This window comes from Nitratifractor salsuginis DSM 16511, from assembly GCF_000186245.1.
GTDB classification, from domain to species: Bacteria; Campylobacterota; Campylobacteria; order Campylobacterales; family Sulfurovaceae; genus Nitratifractor; species Nitratifractor salsuginis.
In genome coordinates this window covers 1,262,361-1,282,335 of record NC_014935.1, presented here as the reverse complement: position 1 = coordinate 1,282,335, position 19,975 = coordinate 1,262,361, and the positions used below count along the sequence as shown (strand labels likewise).

The 19,975-nt window shown below is 54.6% G+C and carries 22 protein-coding genes; 13 read left to right on the top strand and 9 right to left on the bottom strand.

All coding sequences use genetic code 11. The features are described 5' to 3' along the window. Positions 1-89 precede the first annotated feature (89 nt). The 10 genes from NITSA_RS06490 (at position 90) to NITSA_RS06445 (ending at position 8,874) form a co-directional block, all read left to right on the top strand. Positions 90-938, top strand: coding sequence for an SDR family NAD(P)-dependent oxidoreductase (locus tag NITSA_RS06490; RefSeq protein ID WP_013554225.1), 849 nt, complete (start codon positions 90-92; stop codon positions 936-938). Positions 939-966: 28 nt separating this feature from the next. Further along, positions 967-1,500, top strand: coding sequence for a molybdopterin adenylyltransferase (gene mog, locus NITSA_RS06485; RefSeq protein ID WP_013554224.1), 534 nt, complete (start codon positions 967-969; stop codon positions 1,498-1,500). Between the two features lie 59 nt (positions 1,501-1,559). Then, a complete protein-coding gene (locus tag NITSA_RS06480; protein ID WP_013554223.1) occupies positions 1,560-1,781 on the top strand; it encodes a hypothetical protein in 222 nt (73 codons plus the stop codon). Position 1,782: 1 nt separating this feature from the next. Then, positions 1,783-3,702 (top strand): TIGR00341 family protein, encoded by a 1,920-nt coding sequence (locus tag NITSA_RS10900; RefSeq protein ID WP_013554222.1) that lies wholly within the window; start codon positions 1,783-1,785, stop codon positions 3,700-3,702. 64 nt (positions 3,703-3,766) lie between these two features. Beyond that, a complete protein-coding gene (locus NITSA_RS06470; protein WP_013554221.1) occupies positions 3,767-4,246 on the top strand; it encodes a PAS domain-containing protein in 480 nt (159 codons plus the stop codon). Positions 4,247-4,331: 85 nt separating this feature from the next. Beyond that, the gene (locus NITSA_RS06465; protein WP_013554220.1) at positions 4,332-4,547 is read left to right on the top strand and encodes a hypothetical protein; all 216 of its coding nucleotides are present in this window, start codon (positions 4,332-4,334) and stop codon (positions 4,545-4,547) included. Next, entirely contained in the window at positions 4,547-6,541 is a 1,995-nt protein-coding gene (locus NITSA_RS06460; protein ID WP_013554219.1) for an amidohydrolase, read from the top strand. Before NITSA_RS06465 ends, NITSA_RS06460 begins: the two co-directional genes overlap by 1 nt. A 14-nt stretch (positions 6,542-6,555) precedes the next feature. Beyond that, entirely contained in the window at positions 6,556-6,825 is a 270-nt protein-coding gene (locus NITSA_RS06455) for a hypothetical protein (RefSeq protein ID WP_013554218.1), read from the top strand. 23 nt (positions 6,826-6,848) lie between these two features. Beyond that, the gene (locus NITSA_RS06450) at positions 6,849-7,739 is read left to right on the top strand and encodes a hypothetical protein (RefSeq protein ID WP_013554217.1); all 891 of its coding nucleotides are present in this window, start codon (positions 6,849-6,851) and stop codon (positions 7,737-7,739) included. A gap of 31 nt (positions 7,740-7,770) precedes the next feature. After that, positions 7,771-8,874: a linear amide C-N hydrolase gene (locus tag NITSA_RS06445; protein ID WP_013554216.1), complete on the top strand. Its 1,104-nt coding sequence runs from the start codon at positions 7,771-7,773 to the stop codon at positions 8,872-8,874. 266 nt (positions 8,875-9,140) lie between these two features. Here NITSA_RS06445 and NITSA_RS11120 read toward each other — a convergent pair whose 3' ends face one another. The 5 genes from NITSA_RS11120 to NITSA_RS06425 form a co-directional block, all read right to left on the bottom strand. Continuing rightward, positions 9,141-10,034 (bottom strand): IS256 family transposase, variant Zn-binding type, encoded by an 894-nt coding sequence (locus NITSA_RS11120; RefSeq protein ID WP_245526289.1) that lies wholly within the window; start codon positions 10,032-10,034, stop codon positions 9,141-9,143. After that, positions 9,967-10,113, bottom strand: coding sequence for a transposase-like zinc-binding domain-containing protein (locus NITSA_RS11775; RefSeq protein WP_425357268.1), 147 nt, complete (start codon positions 10,111-10,113; stop codon positions 9,967-9,969). Before NITSA_RS11775 ends, NITSA_RS11120 begins: the two co-directional genes overlap by 68 nt. 12 nt (positions 10,114-10,125) lie before the next feature. Beyond that, entirely contained in the window at positions 10,126-10,488 is a 363-nt protein-coding gene (gene hepT / locus NITSA_RS06435) for a type VII toxin-antitoxin system HepT family RNase toxin (protein ID WP_013554215.1), read from the bottom strand. Further along, the gene (mntA, locus tag NITSA_RS06430) at positions 10,478-10,834 is read right to left on the bottom strand and encodes a type VII toxin-antitoxin system MntA family adenylyltransferase antitoxin (protein WP_013554214.1); all 357 of its coding nucleotides are present in this window, start codon (positions 10,832-10,834) and stop codon (positions 10,478-10,480) included. The genes hepT and mntA overlap by 11 nt, the downstream gene beginning before the upstream one ends. A 119-nt stretch (positions 10,835-10,953) precedes the next feature. Next, the gene (locus NITSA_RS06425) at positions 10,954-12,504 is read right to left on the bottom strand and encodes a SulP family inorganic anion transporter (RefSeq protein ID WP_013554213.1); all 1,551 of its coding nucleotides are present in this window, start codon (positions 12,502-12,504) and stop codon (positions 10,954-10,956) included. Between the two features lie 115 nt (positions 12,505-12,619). Here NITSA_RS06425 and NITSA_RS06420 point away from each other — a divergent pair, with 115 nt between their 5' ends. Both NITSA_RS06420 and NITSA_RS06415 read left to right on the top strand, forming a co-directional pair. Next, entirely contained in the window at positions 12,620-13,012 is a 393-nt protein-coding gene (locus NITSA_RS06420) for a SpoIIAA family protein (RefSeq protein WP_013554212.1), read from the top strand. 96 nt (positions 13,013-13,108) lie between these two features. Then, positions 13,109-14,392 (top strand): citrate synthase, encoded by a 1,284-nt coding sequence (locus NITSA_RS06415; protein ID WP_013554211.1) that lies wholly within the window; start codon positions 13,109-13,111, stop codon positions 14,390-14,392. 145 nt (positions 14,393-14,537) lie between these two features. Here the strand turns inward: NITSA_RS06415 and NITSA_RS11115 are convergent, their stop codons facing one another. Next, positions 14,538-15,458, bottom strand: a complete 921-nt coding sequence (locus tag NITSA_RS11115) for an IS256 family transposase, variant Zn-binding type (protein WP_083799710.1) — start codon at positions 15,456-15,458, stop codon at positions 14,538-14,540. Positions 15,459-15,566: 108 nt separating this feature from the next. On the opposite strand from NITSA_RS11115, the gene tnpA reads away from it, so the two are divergent. After that, the gene (tnpA, locus tag NITSA_RS06405; protein ID WP_013554209.1) at positions 15,567-15,995 is read left to right on the top strand and encodes an IS200/IS605 family transposase; all 429 of its coding nucleotides are present in this window, start codon (positions 15,567-15,569) and stop codon (positions 15,993-15,995) included. Between the two features lie 250 nt (positions 15,996-16,245). On the opposite strand, the gene lhgO is transcribed toward tnpA, so the two are convergent. From lhgO to NITSA_RS06390, 3 genes are all read right to left on the bottom strand, one after another. After that, on the bottom strand, positions 16,246-17,436 hold the full coding sequence (lhgO, locus tag NITSA_RS06400) for an L-2-hydroxyglutarate oxidase (protein WP_013554208.1): 1,191 nt from the start codon (positions 17,434-17,436) through the stop codon (positions 16,246-16,248). A 114-nt stretch (positions 17,437-17,550) separates the two neighbouring features. Next, positions 17,551-18,852 (bottom strand): malic enzyme-like NAD(P)-binding protein, encoded by a 1,302-nt coding sequence (locus NITSA_RS06395; RefSeq protein ID WP_013554207.1) that lies wholly within the window; start codon positions 18,850-18,852, stop codon positions 17,551-17,553. A gap of 147 nt (positions 18,853-18,999) precedes the next feature. Next, positions 19,000-19,923 carry a methylenetetrahydrofolate reductase gene (locus NITSA_RS06390; RefSeq protein WP_013554206.1) on the bottom strand — a complete coding sequence of 308 codons (924 nt, stop codon included), beginning with the start codon at positions 19,921-19,923 and terminating at the stop codon, positions 19,000-19,002. Positions 19,924-19,975 lie beyond the last annotated feature (52 nt).

Sequence of the window (19,975 nt, the reverse complement as noted above, 5' to 3'; positions counted from 1 at the left end):
ACTTAGCACGTAACACGACTCAAATCTTGCGACGTGAGGGGCGAAGCCCCGTGCTTGCGACTTGCGACTACTTAAATGAGGTGACAAAAATGAGTGATGAAACAGTGAAACAAGTACAAAAGAAAGATCAACCCGTCGTGGTGATCACCGGTTGTTCCAGCGGGATCGGGCGGGTGACGGCGGAGTATCTGCGGGAGCGGTTTTGCACGGTCTATCCTACGGCGCGGACCGATGAGGAGGTGCGGGAACTCGAGGAGGCGGGGTTTGAGGGGGCGATGCGTCTGGATGTGCGCAAGCCTGAAGAGATCGCGGCGGTGATCCGGGAAGTGCTCAAACGAGAAGGGCGGATCGATGTCTGGTTCAACAACGCGGGTTACGGTCAGATGGGCGCGGTGGAGGATTTGCCCCTCGAGGCGCTCAGGGAGCAGTTCGAGACCAACGTCATCGGCTTGCACGAGTGTACCCGGCAGATTTTGCAGGTAATGCGGAAGCAGGGCCGGGGCAAGATCATCCAGCACTCTTCGGTACTGGGTCTCGTGGCTCTGCCCTTTCGCGGGGCGTACAACGCCAGCAAATATGCCGTCGAGGGGCTCACCGACACCCTGCGCCTGGAACTGCACGGTAGCGGCATCTATGTCAGCCTGCTCAACACCGGCCCCGTCACCAGCCGATTCCGTGAGAATGCCATTAAAACTCTCTCTAAGATTGATATCGACAAATCACGCTGGCGCAGCACGTATTACAAGGCACTGCGGGGCGAAAGCCGGAAAGTGCCTTTCAATCTGCCCCCGGAGGCGGTGGCTTCGGTGGTCCATCAGATTGTATTGAGCGATCGTCCCGCCCCCCGCTACTACATCACCAAGGCCACCTGGATGCTGGGCATCGCCAAGCGTCTTTTGAACACCCGTTTGCTCGATCGGCTCCTCTTGCGGGTATAATAAAACAAAAACGTCAAGGATACGAAGTATGGATAAGATCAATATCGGAGTCGTCACCACCAGTGACCGGGCCAGCCAGGGGATCTACGAGGATGAATCGGGCAAGGCGATTATGGAGACGATGAAAGAGTATCTCAAAAACGAGATCGAGTTTTACTACCGCTGTGTCCCCGATGAGAAGCACATCATCGAGGAGGCGCTTTTGGACCTCTCCCGGGACAAAAAGTGCGACCTGGTCGTCACCACCGGCGGGACGGGCCCGGCGCCCAGGGATGTGACGGTGGATGCCACACTGACGGTCTGCGACAAGATCCTGCCGGGCTTCGGGGAGCAGATGCGGGCGGTGAGCCTGCAGTATGTCCCCACGGCGATCCTCTCCCGTCAGACGGCGGGGATCTGCTGCAGCACCCTTATTATCAACCTTCCGGGCAAACCCAAGTCGATCCGGGAGTGCCTCGACGCGGTTTTCCCCGCGGTCCCCTATTGCCTCGATCTAATCGGGGCGGGCTATATGGAGGTCAATGAAGAGGTGATCAAGGCGTTCCGACCCAAGGGAAAATAGTTTTTGATGGAAGATTGAAGATGGAAGATTTTGGATTTTGGATAGAAGGGTAGGGCGATATGCAGATTGAGTTTATAGAAGAGAAGTTCAATGAGATTTTTGCGGAACTGGAAAAGGAAGTGATGGAGATTCTTCAGGATCAGAGCCTGGACAAGAAAAATACGAACCTCCGTATGAAGCCGCTCAGCTCTACCAAACAGATTCTCCAGAATGCCCTGGAGAGTATCCGCCTGGTGGACCGGCTCAACAGAGAGGGCCGAGAAGAGGGCAAGGAAGGCTGAGATGCCCGGCGAAGAGCAGGAGGAGAAAAAAATCCGAAAATTTTTTGTCCACGACGGGCCGATCGAGGAGCTCCCCGAAGAACTGCAGACGGGGATCGCCGAGCGGGAGTGGCACTATCTCGACGACAAGGCCTTTTTCCAAAGCCGATTGGGCCCCGAAGACCGTGTGGTGGCCTACGGTTCGCTGAAGTTTTTGAAAGAGGCGATCGTCAAGGCTGAAGCGGAGGGATACTCTCTGGGCCTGATCCCCACACCGAAACAGCGCAAACTGGCGCGGATTCTGGATATAACGGGCTCTTTGCAGGAAAATCTCGATTTTTTGGAAAGGGCAGAACCCCAATCCATCGATCTCCTCTATTGTGAAGAGGAGCTGGTGATCTTCAATGCCCTGGTGGGCGATGCGCCTCCACTCTCCCTGCACAACGCCTTCCTCCACGATGACATCGAGACGAACAAATTCGAGCTTTTCATCGAAGCGATCCGAAAGACCGTATCGCTCAAACGGGTGCGGACCAAAGTGACCACGGCGAAGGGCCAGCAGATCGTCACGGCGATCACGGGATCGCTGATCTTCAACCGAAAAACCAGTACCTTCGCCGCCAACCTCCTGCCCGATAATACCTACAACGACGGGCAACTCCGGGCGATTTTGATTTCACCCCTCTCCATCGTCTCCTACATCTATCACGTCTTTATCACGATCTTCACCCGATATCACAAACAGACTCTGCCCAGTTCCGTCGGCCTCATCAAGTCCCAGGCCCTGACCTTCGAGTGCGATCCTCCACTGCCGATTTCCATCGATGGGGAAGAGAAAGGGACAACCCCGGCGACTTTTCAAATCCATCCCAAAGGGGTCCGTTTCTGTGCCGGCGAAAAGTTTTGGGAGCGCAACAAGCCCACCCAGACCGACAAGGAGACGATCCGGGTCGACCATCTCCCCCAGGGAGACGAGGCGGTGGAATATGCGCAGAAACGCCTGCCGCTTTTGACCCACGCCAGCGAGCAGGAGTACAAAGAGCTCTTCGCCACGCTGCGGGAGGAGGGGAAACTCACCAGCACCTTTATGATCCTGATGATCTTCAGTACGCTGCTGGCGACGGTGGGGCTGTTCCTCAACAGTGCCTCGGTCGTGATCGGTGCGATGCTTCTGGCCCCTCTGATGCAGCCGATCGTCACCTTTTCGATGGGGATGCTTCGTTGGGATAGTACGCTCTCATACGGTTCGCTGCGCACCGTCCTGGTCGGTGTGGGGTTGACGCTTGCCAGTGCCATGAGTGTCGCCTGGCTGCTCCCCTTCCGTCAAGTGACGGCTGAAATGGCGGGCAGACTCCATCCGACGCTTCTGGATCTGATCGTCGCCGTCGTCTCCGGCGCGGCGGCGGCCTATGCCAAAAACAATCCCAAAATCAGCGGCTCCCTCGTCGGGGTCGCCATCGCCGTCGCTTTGGTCCCGCCCCTCTCGACGGCAGGGATCGGCCTGGGCTGGGGCGAACTCTCCATCTTCTATCACGCCTTTCTCCTCTTCCTCACCAACTTCGCCGGCATTGTCCTGGCAGCGGCGTTTATCTTTATGCTGATGGGCTTTTCGCCGATGCACCGGGCCAAAAAAGGTCTGGGGTTCAGTCTGGGGATTGTCGTTATGGTAGCGATCCCCTTGACGCTCTCCTACCGTCAGATGGCCTGGGATGCACAGCTGATTCACCGCCTTCAAAACCAGGAGTTTCATATCGGGAAAAAGGTGGCGACCCTCGACCGTCTGGAGATTCGCCACGCCCGGGGTGATCTACTGATCTGTGATCTGGTCGTTTCCAGTCCGCTTGAAAACGAAGAGATCAAGAAACTCAAAAAGCAAATCGACACGATCGCCGGCAAAAAGATTGAGCTGGAATTCGTCCAGCGCATCCGTCTCAAAGATTGACCCGTCTCAATAGGGTGGATGAGGTGCTTAGGTAGAATAGAGCAAGCCAAAGAAGGAGGAAACTATGGATACCAGCTTTGATATGTTTATCGAAACAGAAGTGCCCGAAAATGAGCTCATCATCTCCCGAACCGATCTCAAAGGCATCATCACCTATGTCAACGAGACCTTCGCCCATATCTCGGGCTACGAGCCCGAAGAGCTCATCGGCAAACCCCACAACATCATCCGTCACCCCGATATGCCCAAATCGGCTTTTGCCGACCTCTGGGCTACGATCAAAGCGGGCAAGACCTGGGAAGGTTATGTGAAGAACCTTCGCAAAGACCGGGGATATTATTGGGTCTACGCACGGGTCTCTCCGATGATCAAAGACGGCAAAGTGGTGGAATACAAATCACTCCGTGAACCTGTCCCGAGAGAAAAACGGATCGAGATGCAGCGGCTCTACGACAAGATGCGTGCCGAAGAAGAGGGGACCAGCCGGGTGGTGATGTATGTGAATAATGAATTTCTCGATGCGCTGAAACAATATGAGCTCTGACAAAATATATTTGTTCATGCATATTTAATTTTTATTTGACATAATTAAATAAATTTTTTAAAAAGAAAGAGATTAAAGAGATTATATGAAAGCAATTGTAGTATCGGTTGTAGTATTGGTGGGATTACTGACGTTGGGGTATGCCGGCGTCGCGACAGAGGTGGTCAAGCACAAGGTTAAAAAAGGCGTCAAAGAGGGCGTCAAAGAAATGGGCAAATCGAGCGTCGAGAAAAAGGTTGACAAAAAGGTCAAAAAAGAGAAGCGTAAAATCGAAGCTGACATTGTGAAAAAGGTACTGTAATGAAGAGACGCGATTTCATAAAAGGTGTCGCGCTGGCTGCCGGAGCGATGAGTGTGGGTCTATCCGCTTCCGAGGCAAAGCCAAACATTTCCGAAACTGCCCGGAGCGTTTCGCTCCAGGATCTGGCCAAAGCGACGAATGCGATGCCGGAGATCACTATCTACACCGCCAAGAAGTTCCTGACCATGGACCCGACGAATCCCGAGGCCAAGGCCGTGGCCGTCGTCAATGACCGTATCCTCGCCGTGGGTTCTCTCGACGAGCTCAAGGCGATGGCCAAGGGCCAGCCCTACCGGGTCAATCACAGTTTCGACGGCAAAATTGTCACTCCCGGCTTTATTGCCCAGCATGTACACCCTTTTCTGGGAGCGCTTGCTCTGGAATCGGCCATCATCTCCATCGAAGATTGGGACTTGCCCGGTGGCTATGTGAAAAAGGCAAGGGGCCACGACGAGTATATCGCTCATTTTAAGGAAGAGTTAGCCAAACTGGACAAGAAGGATCCCGAAAAGAAGCTTCCGCTTTTTACCTGGGGATACCACCAGACTTTTCATGGCAAACTCAACCGCAAGATTATGGACGCGATCGAGAGCAAGCGCCCTATCTTTGTCTGGCATCGTTCCTGCCATGAATTTATCCTCAACTCCGGCGCGATCAAGCTCACCGGGATCACCAAGGAGTTCATCGATACGCTGCGCCCCGAAGCCAGGGCGATGACTGACCTGGAGGACGGCCACTTCTGGGAGACAGGGCTCTTTGGGGTCCTGGGCAAGCTGGCTCCCTATGTGGCGACGACCGATCAGTTCCGGCACGGCCTCAAGACCTTCCGGGATTACCTTCACCGGCAGGGGATCACCTCCGCATCCGAACCGGGTGGGGTCATTTCCAAACCGATGACCGAGATCATCAACTCTATCCTCGGAGACGAGAGTACTCCCTTCCGCTTCTATTTTCTGCCCGACGGCAAGAGCCTGGCGGAGCGCTTTGTCGACGGAGACCTGATCGATGAGACGGAAAAACTGCTCAGTTGGGGCAAAGGAAAATGCTCCTACCAGCCCAAGCAGGTCAAACTCTTCGCCGACGGGGCGATCTACTCCCAGCTGATGCAGCTGCGCGAGGGCTATACCGACGGGCACAAGGGTGAGTGGATGATGACGCCGGAGCTCTATGCCAAAGCCTTCCGGAAATACTGGGATGCGGGCTATATGATCGTCACCCATGTCACAGGGGATGCCGGCTTGGATATGATGCTGGACAATCTGGAACTCAATATGCGCCGCAATCCCCGTTACGACCACCGCACCACGGCGGTTCACTTCGGGGTGGCACAGCCCGACCAGATTAAGAAGATCAAACGTCTGGGTGCCATCGTCAGTGCCAATCCCTATTACGTGACGGCACTGGCCGACAACTACGCCAAGCACGGTATGTCCCCCGAGCGAGTCAAACGGATGGTCCCAGCGGGTGATCTGGAGCGGGCGGGGGTCCACTTCTCCTACCACTCCGATATGCCGATGGCTCCGGCCCAGCCGCTCTTTCTGATGGATTGCGGCGTCAATCGCATCTCCACCTCGGGCAAGGTCTCCGCTCCCGAACAGCGGGTCTCCCGGATGGCCGCGTTGCGTGCGGTCACCATCGAAGGGGCTTACTCCTGGCGGATGGAGAAGGAGTTTGGCAGCATCGAAGCAGGCAAATTGGCCAACTTCACGATCCTGGAGGAGAACCCGCTCACTGTGGAGAGCCGCAAGATCAAGGATATCGCGGTCTGGGGGACCGTGCTCGAAGGCAAGGTGCTCCCCGTTAAGCCCAACGCCAAGCCAAAAAGCGGGAAGGACACGGAAGAGAGCCTGGTTTCGGCGGCTCCTTTCTTCTCTTCCGGTGCTGCGACTTTCGGAAAAGAGGACGACCATTTCATGGAGCATGGTGACTGCGTCTGTGCCCTCAATCATCGATTCGCCCTGGCGATGATGGATGCTGCTCAAAAAAGCAGATGAATCAAGGAAGAGGTATGAAACGTTCACTGCTTATCGGCATACTCTCCCTGGCCGGCCTGGGCCTGACGGCTTGCAATGCGACGGGCGGCTCTCCCTCCGCTGCGGTGGAGGCCCAGCGCCCCGCGAAAGCGGGGGCGGACCGGGATGCGCACGGCTGCATCGCTTCGGCGGGCTACCGCTGGTGCGCCAAGACCCAAAAGTGCGAAAGGCCCTGGGAACTGGCAAAGCGTGAGGGTTTCGCCAAGACCGAAGAGACCTTCGACGATTTCTGCGGAAATCGATAATCTTCGAAAAGGATCCACTTTAGATGAAAAACAGTTCCATGATCCAAAGAGTTCAGGCCTTTCGCCGTATCGGCGCTATCTGCCTGAGCGTGCTCTCCCTACAAGGCTCTCTGATGGCGGGCCAGGCGGGAGCGGCCGCCAATGCTCCGGCACAGGGGAGGCAGACCCACGAAGAGGCGGAACTGGCGAAGCAGCTCGCCAACCCCATCGCCACGCTGATCTCGGTCCCCTTCCAGCTCAATTACGACCGTGGCTTTTTCGGAACGTCCGGCAACGATAGCAACAAGTGGACTCTCAATATCCAGCCGGTCATTCCTTTTTCCCTCAATGAAGATTGGAATGTGATCTCCCGAACCATCCTGCCGGTCATCCGTACCGACAATTATCCCTTGGGAAGCGGGATCGACGGAGGAGTGGGCGATATCGTCCAGAGCGTCTTTTTCTCCCCGAAGGCTCCGAGCGATAGCGGATGGATCTGGGGGGCAGGCCCGGTCTTTCTCTTCCCTTCGGGGACGGAGCAGTCTGCCAAGAAATGGGGGGCAGGTCCCACGGCTGTCGCTCTGAAGCAGCAGGGACCTTGGACTTACGGTATCCTTGCCAACCATATCTGGTCCTATGCCGGGAGCGACGAGAGGGTCGATCGTATCAATCAATCCTTCGTCCAACCCTTTCTCACCTATACGACTCCTAGTGCGCTTTCGGCGACCTTTATGACCGAGTCGACCTATGACTGGACAGCCGAAGGAGGGGAACGCTGGAGTGTGCCCCTCTACCTGACGGTTTCCCAGGTCGGGAAGATCGGCAAACAGCTTGTCAGTTACGGCGGCGGTGTGAAATATTATGCTAAAAGCCCTGACAACGGCCCCAAAGGCTGGGGAGTGAGACTGGTCTTCACTCTTATGTTTCCCAAATAATTCAGCTCAATCAAAAATCAAAGGAGAAAAAATGAAAATCAAACAACACGCCAAAGGATTGGTCACAGCGGCCGCCGCGATTATGTTGCTGGGCTTCAGCCCCGCCGATGCCTGTACCGGCTGCCAGATCAAGACCAAAGACAACGCTGCCATCAACGGTCGGACTGTTGAATTCGGCGTTTTCCTCGATACCAGTGTCGTCGTCGTTCCCCGGGGATATAAGTTTACCGGTACCACGACCCTCGGGCCCGGGAAGCAGTGGACTTCCAAATATGCTTCAGTCGGGATGATCCTCGTTGACAACGAAGTGATCGTCGACGGGATGAATGAAAAGGGCCTGGCGACCGCCAGTTTCTATTTCCCGGGATACGCGAAATATTCGGTGACCACCAAAAAGAACCAGAAGATCTCCCTCTCCTCCTCTGACTTCACCCAGTGGATTCTCTCCCGCTTTGCGACGGTCGACGAGGTCAAAAAGGCGATCGAAAATAACGAAGTGGCGATTTCACCGGTCCTCACCCCCGGCTTCCCTCCCCAGGTACAGCCCTTTCACTTCATCGTCTATGACCGCACGGGCAAGAGCATCGTCATCGAGCCCCTCAATGGCAAATTGAAGATCTATGACAATCCCATCGGTGTCATCACCAATTCCCCGACCTTCGATTGGCATATGACCAATCTGCGAAACTATGCCAACCTGCTGGCCCACACACCGAAGGAGGTCAAACTCTTCGGTATGACGATCAAACCCCTCGGACAGGGGGCGGGTATGCTCGGTCTCCCCGGAGATTTTACTCCTCCTTCCCGTTTCATCAGAGCCGCTGCTTTCGCCGCAACTACCATTCCTGCCAAAACAGCCGAAGAAGGGGTAATGCAGGTCTTCCACATTCTCAACAACTTCGACATCCCTGTCGGTGCGGCCCGGACCATCGAAGACGGCAAAATCTTCTCCGACTATACGATGCTGACACTGGTCAGAGATACCAAAAACCTGCGCTTTTATTACAAGACTTATGACGATCAGAGTATCAAAGTGGTCGATCTGAAGAAGTTCAACCTTGACGGCAAAAAGATTTTGCGGCTGCATACCAAAAGCGATCAGCGCTTCATCGATGTCAGCAAAAAGCTGAAGTGACTCCGGCGATCAAGCACTGCGCTCTTATCGCAAGGCTTTCCGGAGTTCTGTTGCGGTTTTGCCGGCATAGTCTTGACCATTGGCTTGGCTGCTTTGATGATGATCTGTGCAATGATCGGGTGCCTGATTGAAGGCTTTGGCTCAATTCAGATCCAATGACTCCTTTATGAAATCGAGATAGCGACGAATATCATCGAGTTTTTGCAGCGCTTCATCGCAGATGAGAAGATAATCTATTTTCTGACTTAAAGCGGGTTTTCGGGTTGCTATTTCATTGCTTTTTCTAGGAAATCAGTGATGAGTTTCTTCTTCATAGAGTCTCCAATACCCCGATGGATTTTCAATAAAGCTTTCATAGGAGAGAAGAGTCCACCATCCAAAGTATTGGTTGTATTGGCTATGCCAAGATGAGGATGGGTTTTATACGTGAAGAGATAAGGAAGATTGCGTTCAAGACTTCGATAGGCCGAGCGGAGTCGATCATGGGTGTAATGCCATCCACGTGGAGAATCGTCAGGGGTTTTCTCTTCATAGAAATCTTTGTGCCGTTGGAGCCAGGCTTCCAGCATATAGCGGAAACGGCAGGGGGTTGTCTGTCCAAGATAGGAAGCGATACGCTTGAGATCCCTAGAGGCTTGATAGGTAGGTCTGCGCGTCAGATAACGAGTGAGAATGGCTTGTTGATGGAAATGGCACATTTGAACCGGAAGGTCGGCAAAGAGCCCAAACAATCCCCGTCGGCCATCGACGGTGACGGCCTGGATGATAAAGCCCTGATCCAGAAGGCTTTGCCGAAGCATCGCATATTCATTGAGCGTCTCAGTCTGAATGAAACGATACGCTACCAGTTGGCCACTCAGGATATCTTTAGCTACAAGAACACCAAAGCCCTCTCCCCGTTTTCCGAAGAATGTCGCATCGATAACCAAAGTGACCGGTCTGGGATGTGGTGAAGTCTTTGGCGGTTCATAGCTATGAATCTGACGTTGAATCCACTCCCGATCCTTATGATAGGTCCGGGATAAGGCTTTGAGGGTTTGGTGCTCATAGAAGTAGGCAGTAAAGAGTCGTTTTCTGAGGCGGGAGGGACGTCTACGAGAAGAGAAGCTCTGCCGGCAACTTTGGCAAAAAATAGCGCTGAATTCCTGCTCTTTTACCATTCTTTTTCGTCGCTTTTGAACCACAGATAGGGCACTTTTTTACAAGCCATCTGTAAAAAAAGTCCTTTTTAGGCACCATATTACCGAAGGTTTAAAGGATTTTTAGCAACCCGAAAAACCGCTTTAGCTCTATTTTCTCATAATCGTGAGCCAGAAAATTTCTAAATGAGGAGATTTTGGCAAAATCATAGGCAAACTCCCTGGGGATGATCCCTCGTTCTCCCAATGTGTCGATCGCTTCGTAATAGCTCTGCGCCCGGCCGATCTTTAGCTTTTTTAACAACATCTCCACCAGGGAGACAGCCCCATCGCTGACGAGATAAAGATAGTGTAGAAGGGCCCCTTCGAACATCGGATCGCTTCTGAAGCGTTCTTTGCAATCATCCCGGTAACTCTCCAGCAGCTCGAGATAGTATTCGATCCGTTTAATCTTCGCTTCGATTCTATGCCGCATCGATGTATCGCTTGAAGTTTTTGAAATCGATGATTTCATGCCCTTTCAAGACTTCGAAATAGTCTCTCTCCGGGTGATCTTTGACCACGATTCCCTCATCGAGAATCTTTTCGAGCAGATAAATGTTTTTTAGCTCATTGAGGCAGAGAAGATCGACATCACGCCGCAATGCTTTTTCAAGTCTATGGTGAAGCTCCAGTCTTATGTCGAAGCTACACTCTTCGAGATAGACCGCAAGATCCACATCGCTCTTTTCGTCGGCATCTCCCCGAGCATAGGAGCCGAATAGATAGGCGAATCGAACATTTTTATCTCGAGACAGGAGTGTTTTTATCTGGTCAATCATAGAGAGATTATAACCTATGAAATGGAAGTTGTTAGATTTTGGATATTGAATTAAATGGAAATCCTCTACAAAATTCCGTGAAGTGAGAGACGCAGCCCGATGTTCGTGACTTGCGACTCTCAGTAATCCCTCGCCACCTTATACCCCGGATCATCCTCCTCCTGGGTGATGTTGGCCCGGGCGCGTTTGAGGACCGCTTTGCAGTCATCGCTGAGGTGGCGCAGCGTGAGTTTCTTGCCCGCCTTCGCGTATCTTTCCGTCAGTTTTTCGATCGCTTCCACTCCCGATGAGTCCATCACCCGCGCGTTTTTGAAATCGATGACGACCACTTTGGGATCGTTCTCCACGTCGAAGGTGTCGTTGAAGGATTGGACCGAGCCGAAAAAGAGGGGGCCGGAGAGTTCGTAGAGTTTGGCGTTTTTGCCCAGCTCTTTGGTACGGGCGTAGATGCGGGCGTGTTTCCAGGCGAAGACCAGGGCCGAGATGATCACCCCGATAATGACGGCGACGGCCAGGTCGAAAAAGATGGTGATGACCGTTACGACGACCATCACAAAGGCATCTTCGGGCGGCATCTTCTTCAGATGGCCGAAGCTGCTCCACTCAAAGGTCCCGATGCTCACCATAAACATAATCCCCACCAGCACCCCCACGGGGATGATGTTGAGCAGGTCGGTCAGGGAAGCCACCAGCACCATCAATCCGATGGCGGCGGTGGCCGAAGAGAGGCGGCCCAGCCCGCCGGAGGTGAAGTTGATGATCGACTGGCCGATCATGGCACAGCCGGGCATGGCGCCGAAGAAGCCGCAGGTGACGTTGCCTACTCCCTGGGCGACGCACTCCCGGTTGCCGCTGCCCCGGGTACCGCTCATCTCATCCAGCACCGCCAGGGTCAGCAGGGATTCGATGAGACCCACCAGAGCGACGATGAGGGCGTAGGGGGCCACCATCTTGATCGCTTCCCAGCTGAAGAGGGTCGGCGGGATGTGGAAGGATGGCAGCTGCCCTTTGAATTCGCTGAGGTTGGCCAGATCGCCGATGAGCAGGGTATGAATATGCCCGAAATAGACCACGAGGGTCATCACGACGATGGCGACCAGGCCCGCGGGGACCGCCTTGGTATAGCGGGGGAGGTAATACATAATGAGCATGGTGGCGATGACGATGGAGACCATCACCCAGTCCTGACCGTGGAAAAACTTCAGCTGGGAGAGGGCGATGACGATGGCCAGCCCGTTGACGAAGCCGTAGATGGCGGGTAGGGGGACCAGGCGGATAAATTTGCCGAAGCGCAGTACCCCAAAGAGGATCTGGATCAGCCCCGCCAGGATAGCGGTGAGGAAGATATACTGCAGTACTCCAAGCTCCAGGGCGTCACCGCTGAGGCCTGCATGCTTGAGGATCGCCGAGGCGGCCACCGCCAATCCCACCAGGACGACCGCCACCGAACCGGTCGCGCCGCTGATCATCCCCGGCTTTCCCCCGAGGATCGCCGTGACCAATCCCAGGATAAAGGCGGTATAGAGACCGATGATGGGGTTGATGCCGACGATGAAGCTGAAGGCGATCGCTTCCGGCACCAGGGCCACGGCGACCACGAGCCCGGAGAGAAGGTCGTTTTTGAGATTGTCCCGGGCATAGTTGCGCAAGGGGATCATAGGGATTTTCATAGTTGGGATTCCTGTTGTGAGTCTGCTCGAATTGAAAATCCGGAATTCTACCATAAACGAAAGACAAACGGGACGCAGAGGTATAATAGAGGTATCACACAAAAAGGAGTCCAATATGTCCATCGAAATCGATACCCGAGGGGTGAACATCACGATCAAGGCAGACGGAAAGCACGAATATGTGGAGATCCGAATGCAGGGCAAACTCCATCACCGGGACTATCAGGTGATGATCCCCGTTATGGAACATGCCATCGAGGCGGCCCGGGACAAAGAGCTCGATATCCTGGTGGATATGCGTCAATTCGAGGGTTGGAGCTTCGAGGCGGCCTTGGATGATATGAAGTTTGGCCTGAAACTGCGAAACGCCTTCAAAAAAATGGCCATCGTCGGCGATAAAAAGTGGGAGGAGCTCTCTATAGAACTCTTCAAACATTTCAGTAAAGGGGAGATACGTTTCTTTAGCGATTACAACGAAGCGCTTGAGTGGCTGCGTTCCGATTCCTGATCATCGTTACGGGTCAATGAAAAAGCTCGGCCTGTGCCGGAGAGACGCTATGGCCCTATGATATACTGAAATCATCAGTATCCCAGGAGGCAAAAGATGGGCAAAAAGACGATGACTCTGATCGACAACCGCAACGGCAAACACTATGAGTATCCCATCCTCGAAGGGAGCCGGGGGCCCGCGGCGGTGGATATGCGGAGCTTTTACCGTGACAGCGGGATGTTCAGCTACGATCCCGGTTTTACCTCCACGGCGAGCTGCCGCTCCGAGATCACTTTCATCGACGGCGAAAAGGGGGAGCTGCGTTATCGGGGGATCCCCATCGAAGAGTTGGCCACAGGCCACAGCTATCTGGAGGTTTGTCATCTGCTTCTTGAAGGGAAGCTCCCCACCGAGGAGGAGCTGACGGCTCTGGACCTGGAGCTGCGGCACCGGGCCTTTTTGCCCGAAAGCCTGGTGAAGCTTTTCGAGACCATGCCCGACAATGCCCACCCTATGTCGACCCTCAGCGCCGGAGCGACGGCACTTTCGGCTTTTTACTACGAGCACCTGAAGCTCGAGAGTGACGAGGATTACCGCGAGATGGCCCACCGGATCATCGCCAAGATGCCCACTCTGGCAGCCTTCGCCTATCGGCACAGCCTGGGGGCCACCTATATCTATCCCGATATCGACCGGAGCTTCACCGAGAATTTCCTCTATATGCTGCGGGCCTATCCCGGAGGCAAGCTCCACCGCGACCCCTCCGGGCCCAGGGAGATCAAGCCCATCGAAGTCCAGGCCCTCGATACCATCTTCACCCTCCACGCCGACCACGAGCAGAACGCTTCCACGACGGTGGTGCGCAGCGTCGCCTCCACCGGCGCCCACCCCTATGTTGCCATCGCCTCCGGGATCGCGGCGCTCTGGGGGCGGGCCCACGGCGGAGCCAACGAGTCGGTGATCGAGCAGCTCAGGATGATCGGCAGCGTGGAGAATGTGGACAAATTCATCGCCCGGGCCAAAGACCCCAAGGACCCCTTCCGGCTGATGGGCTTCGGCCACCGGGTTTACAAAAACTTCGATCCCAGAGCCCGCATTCTCAAGACGCTCCAGGATCAGCTCGTCGAAGAGCTCGATCTCGATACGGAGCTGATGCGTATTGCCCGGCGGATCGAGGAGATCGCCCTGAGCGACGAATATTTCATCAAGCGCAAGCTCTATCCCAATATCGACTTCTACTCCGGTATCATCCTCACCGCCCTGGGACTGCCCCGCTCTATGTTCACTCCCGTCTTCGTCATCGGACGGACCGTGGGTTGGGTGGCCCAGTGGATCGAATTCCGCAAATCCCCCGAAGCGAAGATCGCACGGCCGAGGCAGCTCTATATAGGGAAATGAGGAATGAGTAACCGAGCAACTGAGCAACCGAGCAACTGAGCAACCGAGCAACCGAGTAACCGAGTAATGAGTAACCGATTAATTGAGAATGGAGAGTTGAGAATTGAGAATTGAGAATTGAGACTTAAAGCGGGTTTTCGGGTTGCTATTTCATTGCTTTTTCTAGGAAATCAGTGATGAGTTTCTTCTTCATAGAGTCTCCAATACCCCGATGGATTTTCAATAAAGCTTTCATAGGAGAGAAGAGTCCACCATCCAAAGTATTGGTTGTATTGGCTATGCCAAGATGAGGATGGGTTTTATACGTGAAGAGATAAGGAAGATTGCGTTCAAGACTTCGATAGGCCGAGCGGAGTCGATCATGGGTGTAATGCCATCCACGTGGAGAATCGTCAGGGGTTTTCTCTTCATAGAAATCTTTGTGCCGTTGGAGCCAGGCTTCCAGCATATAGCGGAAACGGCAGGGGGTTGTCTGTCCAAGATAGGAAGCGATACGCTTGAGATCCCTAGAGGCTTGATAGGTAGGTCTGCGCGTCAGATAACGAGTGAGAATGGCTTGTTGATGGAAATGGCACATTTGAACCGGAAGGTCGGCAAAGAGCCCAAACAATCCCCGTCGGCCATCGACGGTGACGGCCTGGATGATAAAGCCCTGATCCAGAAGGCTTTGCCGAAGCATCGCATATTCATTGAGCGTCTCAGTCTGAATGAAACGATACGCTACCAGTTGGCCACTCAGGATATCTTTAGCTACAAGAACACCAAAGCCCTCTCCCCGTTTTCCGAAGAATGTCGCATCGATAACCAAAGTGACCGGTCTGGGATGTGGTGAAGTCTTTGGCGGTTCATAGCTATGAATCTGACGTTGAATCCACTCCCGATCCTTATGATAGGTCCGGGATAAGGCTTTGAGGGTTTGGTGCTCATAGAAGTAGGCAGTAAAGAGTCGTTTTCTGAGGCGGGAGGGACGTCTACGAGAAGAGAAGCTCTGCCGGCAACTTTGGCAAAAATAGCGCTGAATTCCTGCTCTTTTACCATTCTTTTTCGTCGCTTTTGAACCACAGATAGGGCACTTTTTTACAAGCCATCTGTAAAAAAGTCCTTTTTAGAGTCCCCCATCGGGGATCCGTAAACCCCACGCCTTTAGGCGGCCGGGATATGGTATGCTTGAGAGATGCAAGAGTATAAAAGTGGTGGGCATACAGTATGGGATTGTAAATACCATCTCGTGTGGACGACAAAATACCGTTATCCAGTCTTAAAAGGGGATGTAGGGTATCGATGCCGAGATTTGTTGCGTGAGATTGCGATGAGTCGGGAGATGGTGATTTATGCAGGATCCATCAATCGGGATCATGTACATTTGTTGATAGGGATACCGCCAAATATGTCCGTATCGAAAGCGGTGCAATATTTGAAAGGGAAGAGTTCGCATAAATTGATGAGTGAATTTCGGATGCTGAAGAAGCGGTATTGGGGGCAGCATTTGTGGGCGAGAGGATACTGGGTTGCAACGAGTGGAAATGTGACCGATGAAGTCTGGATGGAATATATCAAGAACCAACAACCACCAGAGCTTGATGATGAGTTCCGAGTTGTCTGATCGACTGACGGCCTTCAGGCTGAATGACCGGCTTTCAGCCGTAATCTGAAGCCACCGGCTATTAGCCGGTGGAGGCATTCACGCACCATATTACCGAAGGTTTAAAGGATTTTTAGCAACCCGAAAAACCGCTTTAGCTCAGAATTGAGTGTTGAGAAACGGGACGGCTAGCAACCAAATTGATACCAACGACTGACGACTAAAAACTTGCGACGTGAGGGCCGAAGGCCCGTGCTTGCGACTTGCGACTTTAACTTAAGTGTTCTCCGATTACCCATTCCGTGAAGGGGAGGGCGCAGGTGAAGGCGGGGGAGACGGCGTTGAGGATATGGAGGCTCTTCTCATCCCCTTCGACGATGAAATCATGGACCAGCTCCAGGCTCTCTTTGTCGAGGAGCTGGGCGCGGATGCCGGGGGTGCTCCAGGTGTCGAAGCGCTCGGGCTCGATCTGCTGCACCATCTCCGCGGCGAGGGCGGCCAAATGTTTTTTGGAGTATTTGCGAAACTCTTCCAGGGCCAGGCGGCGGAAGCCGAAGCTATCACTGAGGAAGAGTTTGGCGTCGTACCAGAGGATTTCGCTCAGCTCATCGGGGCGGAAGCGGCTAAGCCCCTGATAATTCTCCCGCCAAAAGGCGGGGATGGCGGTAGGCCCGATCTTGACCGTGCCGTCGACGGTCACGGTGTAGTGGACTCCGAGAAAGGGATTTTCGAGCTTGGGGACGGGGTAGATGTTGGTGCGCAGCGGCGCGGGGCTGCCGCTGTATTTGAGGTAGATCCCTTTGAAAGGGAGGATCGTATAGCGCTCCCCGAAACCGTAGGCCTGGGCGATGCGGTCGGCGTAGAGCCCGGCGCAGTTGATGATGCGGCCGGCGGTAATGCTGTGGGTGCGGGTGAGGATGTGATTGTTGCCCAGGTTCCCCATCCAGGGATTGCCCAGCATGAGCCGGGTCCCTTCATCGGTAACGATCTCCCGCAATTTCCTCAGCACCGCTTTGGGATCGACAGTCGCCGTAGTGGGGCTGTGGAGGGCCTCCCGGTATGTGCGGCAGTTGGGTTCGATCTCCCTCGCTTCCTCTTCGCTGACGATTCGCACATCCACGCCGTTGGCCTCTCCCCGTCGCAGCAGTTCGTGGAGGGTTTGGCGTTCTGATTCATTGCGGGCGACGACCAGCTTGCCGCATTCGTTGATCGCCAGGCCGTGCTTATGGCAAAACGCCCGCATCGCCGCGTTTCCTTCCCGGGTGAAACGGGCTTTGAGGCTTTCGGCAGTGTAGTAAAACCCGGCGTGGAGCACCCCGCTGTTGCGGCCGCTGGCGTGTCGGCCAAGCTCCGGCTCCTTGTCGATGACGACGATGGAAGCTTCGGGATAGCGTTGGCGCAGGTTGTGGGCCATACTCAGGCCGATGATCCCGGCACCGATGATGAGAAAATCGCAGGTCATACACGATCCTTTGGCAAAAAAGGGGCTTTGAATTCGTGATTATAGCGAAGGAAGGGGAAGAAAAATGGGTGGATGATCGCAAAATACGGGCCCGGAAGGCCCGGTAGGAGAAGCTTAGATTTTGCCGTCGAGGTGATCGGCGAGGCGCTGAAGCTTGGCTTTGTAGGCGTCGAGGTCGAACTCTTTGACCCGGGCGACCCCGTCTTCGACGGCAGCCTGGGCGACGGCGGAGGCGACATAGACCAGAACGCGGCGATCGAAGGGAGAGGGGATGATGTAGTCGGGTCCAAACTCCATCGTTTCACGCCCCTGGGCTTTTTTGACGTGCTCGGGCACGGGCTCTTTGGCCAGGGCGGCCAGGGCTTTGGAGGCGGCCATCTTCATATTTTCGGTGATGCGGGTGGCACGCACGTCGAGGGCTCCGCGGAAGATCTGGGGGAAGCCCAGGACATTGTTGACCTGGTTGGGGTAGTCGCTGCGGCCGGTACCGATGATAATATCGGGGCGTGCCTCTTTGGCCAGTTCGGGCTTGATCTCGGGGTTGGGGTTGGCGCAGGCGAAGATGATGGGGCTCTCTTTGCTCATTGTTTTGACCCACTCGGGTTTGATCAGGTCGGGGCCGGAGAGGCCGAGCACCATATCAGCGCCCTTCATCGCGTCTTCGAGGGTGCGGTCGGGTGTGTCGAAAGCGAACTCCTGCTTGTATTTGTTCAAATCAGTCCGTCCGCTGTGGATGACTCCTTTGGAGTCGAGCATCGTGATGTTTTTGACGCCGAGCTGCTTGTACATACGGGCACAGGCGATTCCGGAGGCGCCGGCACCGATGACGACCACTTTGAGGTCTTCGGGTTTTTTGCCGGTCATCTCCAGGACATTGATGAGGCCGGCGGTGGTGATGACGGCGGTACCGTGCTGGTCGTCGTGGAAGACGGGGACGTTACAGATCTCTTTGAGCCGTGCTTCGATCTCGAAGCAGCGGGGAGCGGAGATGTCTTCCAGGTTGACTCCACCGAAGCTGTCGGCGATGCGGGCGACGGTCTCGATGATCTCATCGGTATCTTTGGTATTGATCTCGATGTCGACGGCATCGACGTTGGCGAAGGTTTTGAAGAGAACGGCTTTCCCTTCCATGACGGGCTTGCCCGCCAGATGGCCGATGTCACCCAGGCCCAGGACTGCGGTTCCGTCACTGATGACGGCGACCAGGTTGCCTTTGTTGGTGTATTCGTAGGCTGCCTCTTCATCCTTCTCGATCTCGAGGCAGGGGTAGGCGACGCCGGGGCTGTATGCCATAGAGAGCTCTTTTTCGGTGTCGCAGGGTTTGGTGATCAGGGTGCCGATCTTCCCGTTGGTATCGAATTCGTTACGTGCTTTATGGTACTGAAGGGATTCTTCTCTGAATTTATCGTTGCTCATGGCATCTCCTGTGATTGTGAAATAGTGATACAGTATCTTACATTGAAGAGCTTTAGAATGGAGGATTCGCTTCCGGGAAAGGGATGGCAAATCGCTGAAGTGTAACGAGATTACGCAGAAGGGAGTGTTGAGAGCTGAGCGTTTCGCTCAACGCTCAATAAGCTTCGCACAGAGCTCGAAACGGTTGTGGGTCATCAGGTGGACCTTGGGGTGCAGGGCCATGATCTCGTCGAAGATCCGTTTGGAGAGGGTGAAGCCAACCTCCTGCTCTTTTTCCACACCGTCCATAGCGGCCAAGTTCATTTCGTCGATGATCCTTTTGGGGACGTGGATGCCGGGGACTTTGTCGTCGATGAAGGTGGCAGTGCGGGCCCGGACGATGGGGAACTGTCCCAGGATCAGCCGGGCTTCTTTGGCCGTTTCGCGGATGCTTTTGCCCTTGGCCTCTTCGAAGATCTCCAGGAGTTCCCGGGCATTGTCCAGGTCGAAGACAGGCTGGGTGATGATGGCCCGGGCGCCGTAGTCGAGCTTTTTGACCATCCGTTTCATCAGCTGCTTCATATCTTTGGCATAGGCGTTGCTCACGGCGAAGGGGTAGATGGGCCTGGGCTTGGGGTCGAGCTCCTGGCCGGAGTAGTCGTAGCCGTTGTTGAGGCGGTAGATGATGCTCAGCAGCAGGGTGCTGTCACGCTCCAGGACCCCTTTGACCTCGGGTTGGTCGGAGAACTTGGCTGGGTCACCCGTCAGGGCCAAAATCAGGCGGATATCGAAGTCGTTGGCCCCAAGCAGCGAGGATTGCAGGGAGAGTTTGTTGCGGTCGCGCATACTCATCGTGGCGATGACGGGCTTGCCGAAACGCTGCTGGACTCGGATGGCGCTGAGGATCGCTGACATTTTGAGGCGGGCAAGGGGATTGTCGGTCACGGAGAAGCCGCTGATTTTTTTTTGCACAAGCCCCGAGGCTTCGATCGCTTCGAGAATGGGGTCCATCGATGCGCCGTGCGGCGGTGTGATCTCCACGGTGATGAAGGGAGAAGTCCCCTGAAGGTTCTGGCAGAAGGTATCGAACATATAGGCGTCTTTCATTCCCGGGCGGGTTGATTTGGCTATAATTCTACCAAAT

What these genes read in the sequence shown, in the direction of transcription:
- NITSA_RS10900 (WP_013554222.1), top strand. Translation starts at nt 1,783, where the DNA reads ATGCCCGGCGAAGAGCAGGAGGAGAAAAAAATCCGAAAATTTTTTGTC.
- mntA (WP_013554214.1), bottom strand. Translation starts at nt 10,834, where the DNA reads ATGATTGACCAGATAAAAACACTCCTGTCTCGAGATAAAAATGTTCGA.
- NITSA_RS06420 (WP_013554212.1), top strand. Translation starts at nt 12,620, where the DNA reads ATGTCCATCGAAATCGATACCCGAGGGGTGAACATCACGATCAAGGCA.
- NITSA_RS06425 (WP_013554213.1), bottom strand. Translation starts at nt 12,504, where the DNA reads ATGAAAATCCCTATGATCCCCTTGCGCAACTATGCCCGGGACAATCTC.
- NITSA_RS11775 (WP_425357268.1), bottom strand. Translation starts at nt 10,113, where the DNA reads ATGGTGCCTAAAAAGGACTTTTTTTACAGATGGCTTGTAAAAAAGTGC.
- NITSA_RS06455 (WP_013554218.1), top strand. Translation starts at nt 6,556, where the DNA reads ATGAAACGTTCACTGCTTATCGGCATACTCTCCCTGGCCGGCCTGGGC.
- hepT (WP_013554215.1), bottom strand. Translation starts at nt 10,488, where the DNA reads ATGCGGCATAGAATCGAAGCGAAGATTAAACGGATCGAATACTATCTC.
- lhgO (WP_013554208.1), bottom strand. Translation starts at nt 17,436, where the DNA reads ATGACCTGCGATTTTCTCATCATCGGTGCCGGGATCATCGGCCTGAGT.
- NITSA_RS11120 (WP_245526289.1), bottom strand. Translation starts at nt 10,034, where the DNA reads ATGGTAAAAGAGCAGGAATTCAGCGCTATTTTTTGCCAAAGTTGCCGG.
- tnpA (WP_013554209.1), top strand. Translation starts at nt 15,567, where the DNA reads ATGCAAGAGTATAAAAGTGGTGGGCATACAGTATGGGATTGTAAATAC.
- NITSA_RS06465 (WP_013554220.1), top strand. Translation starts at nt 4,332, where the DNA reads ATGAAAGCAATTGTAGTATCGGTTGTAGTATTGGTGGGATTACTGACG.
- NITSA_RS06390 (WP_013554206.1), bottom strand. Translation starts at nt 19,923, where the DNA reads ATGTTCGATACCTTCTGCCAGAACCTTCAGGGGACTTCTCCCTTCATC.
- NITSA_RS06395 (WP_013554207.1), bottom strand. Translation starts at nt 18,852, where the DNA reads ATGAGCAACGATAAATTCAGAGAAGAATCCCTTCAGTACCATAAAGCA.
- NITSA_RS06445 (WP_013554216.1), top strand. Translation starts at nt 7,771, where the DNA reads ATGAAAATCAAACAACACGCCAAAGGATTGGTCACAGCGGCCGCCGCG.
- NITSA_RS06450 (WP_013554217.1), top strand. Translation starts at nt 6,849, where the DNA reads ATGAAAAACAGTTCCATGATCCAAAGAGTTCAGGCCTTTCGCCGTATC.
- NITSA_RS06470 (WP_013554221.1), top strand. Translation starts at nt 3,767, where the DNA reads ATGGATACCAGCTTTGATATGTTTATCGAAACAGAAGTGCCCGAAAAT.
- NITSA_RS06460 (WP_013554219.1), top strand. Translation starts at nt 4,547, where the DNA reads ATGAAGAGACGCGATTTCATAAAAGGTGTCGCGCTGGCTGCCGGAGCG.
- NITSA_RS06490 (WP_013554225.1), top strand. Translation starts at nt 90, where the DNA reads ATGAGTGATGAAACAGTGAAACAAGTACAAAAGAAAGATCAACCCGTC.
- NITSA_RS06415 (WP_013554211.1), top strand. Translation starts at nt 13,109, where the DNA reads ATGGGCAAAAAGACGATGACTCTGATCGACAACCGCAACGGCAAACAC.
- mog (WP_013554224.1), top strand. Translation starts at nt 967, where the DNA reads ATGGATAAGATCAATATCGGAGTCGTCACCACCAGTGACCGGGCCAGC.
- NITSA_RS06480 (WP_013554223.1), top strand. Translation starts at nt 1,560, where the DNA reads ATGCAGATTGAGTTTATAGAAGAGAAGTTCAATGAGATTTTTGCGGAA.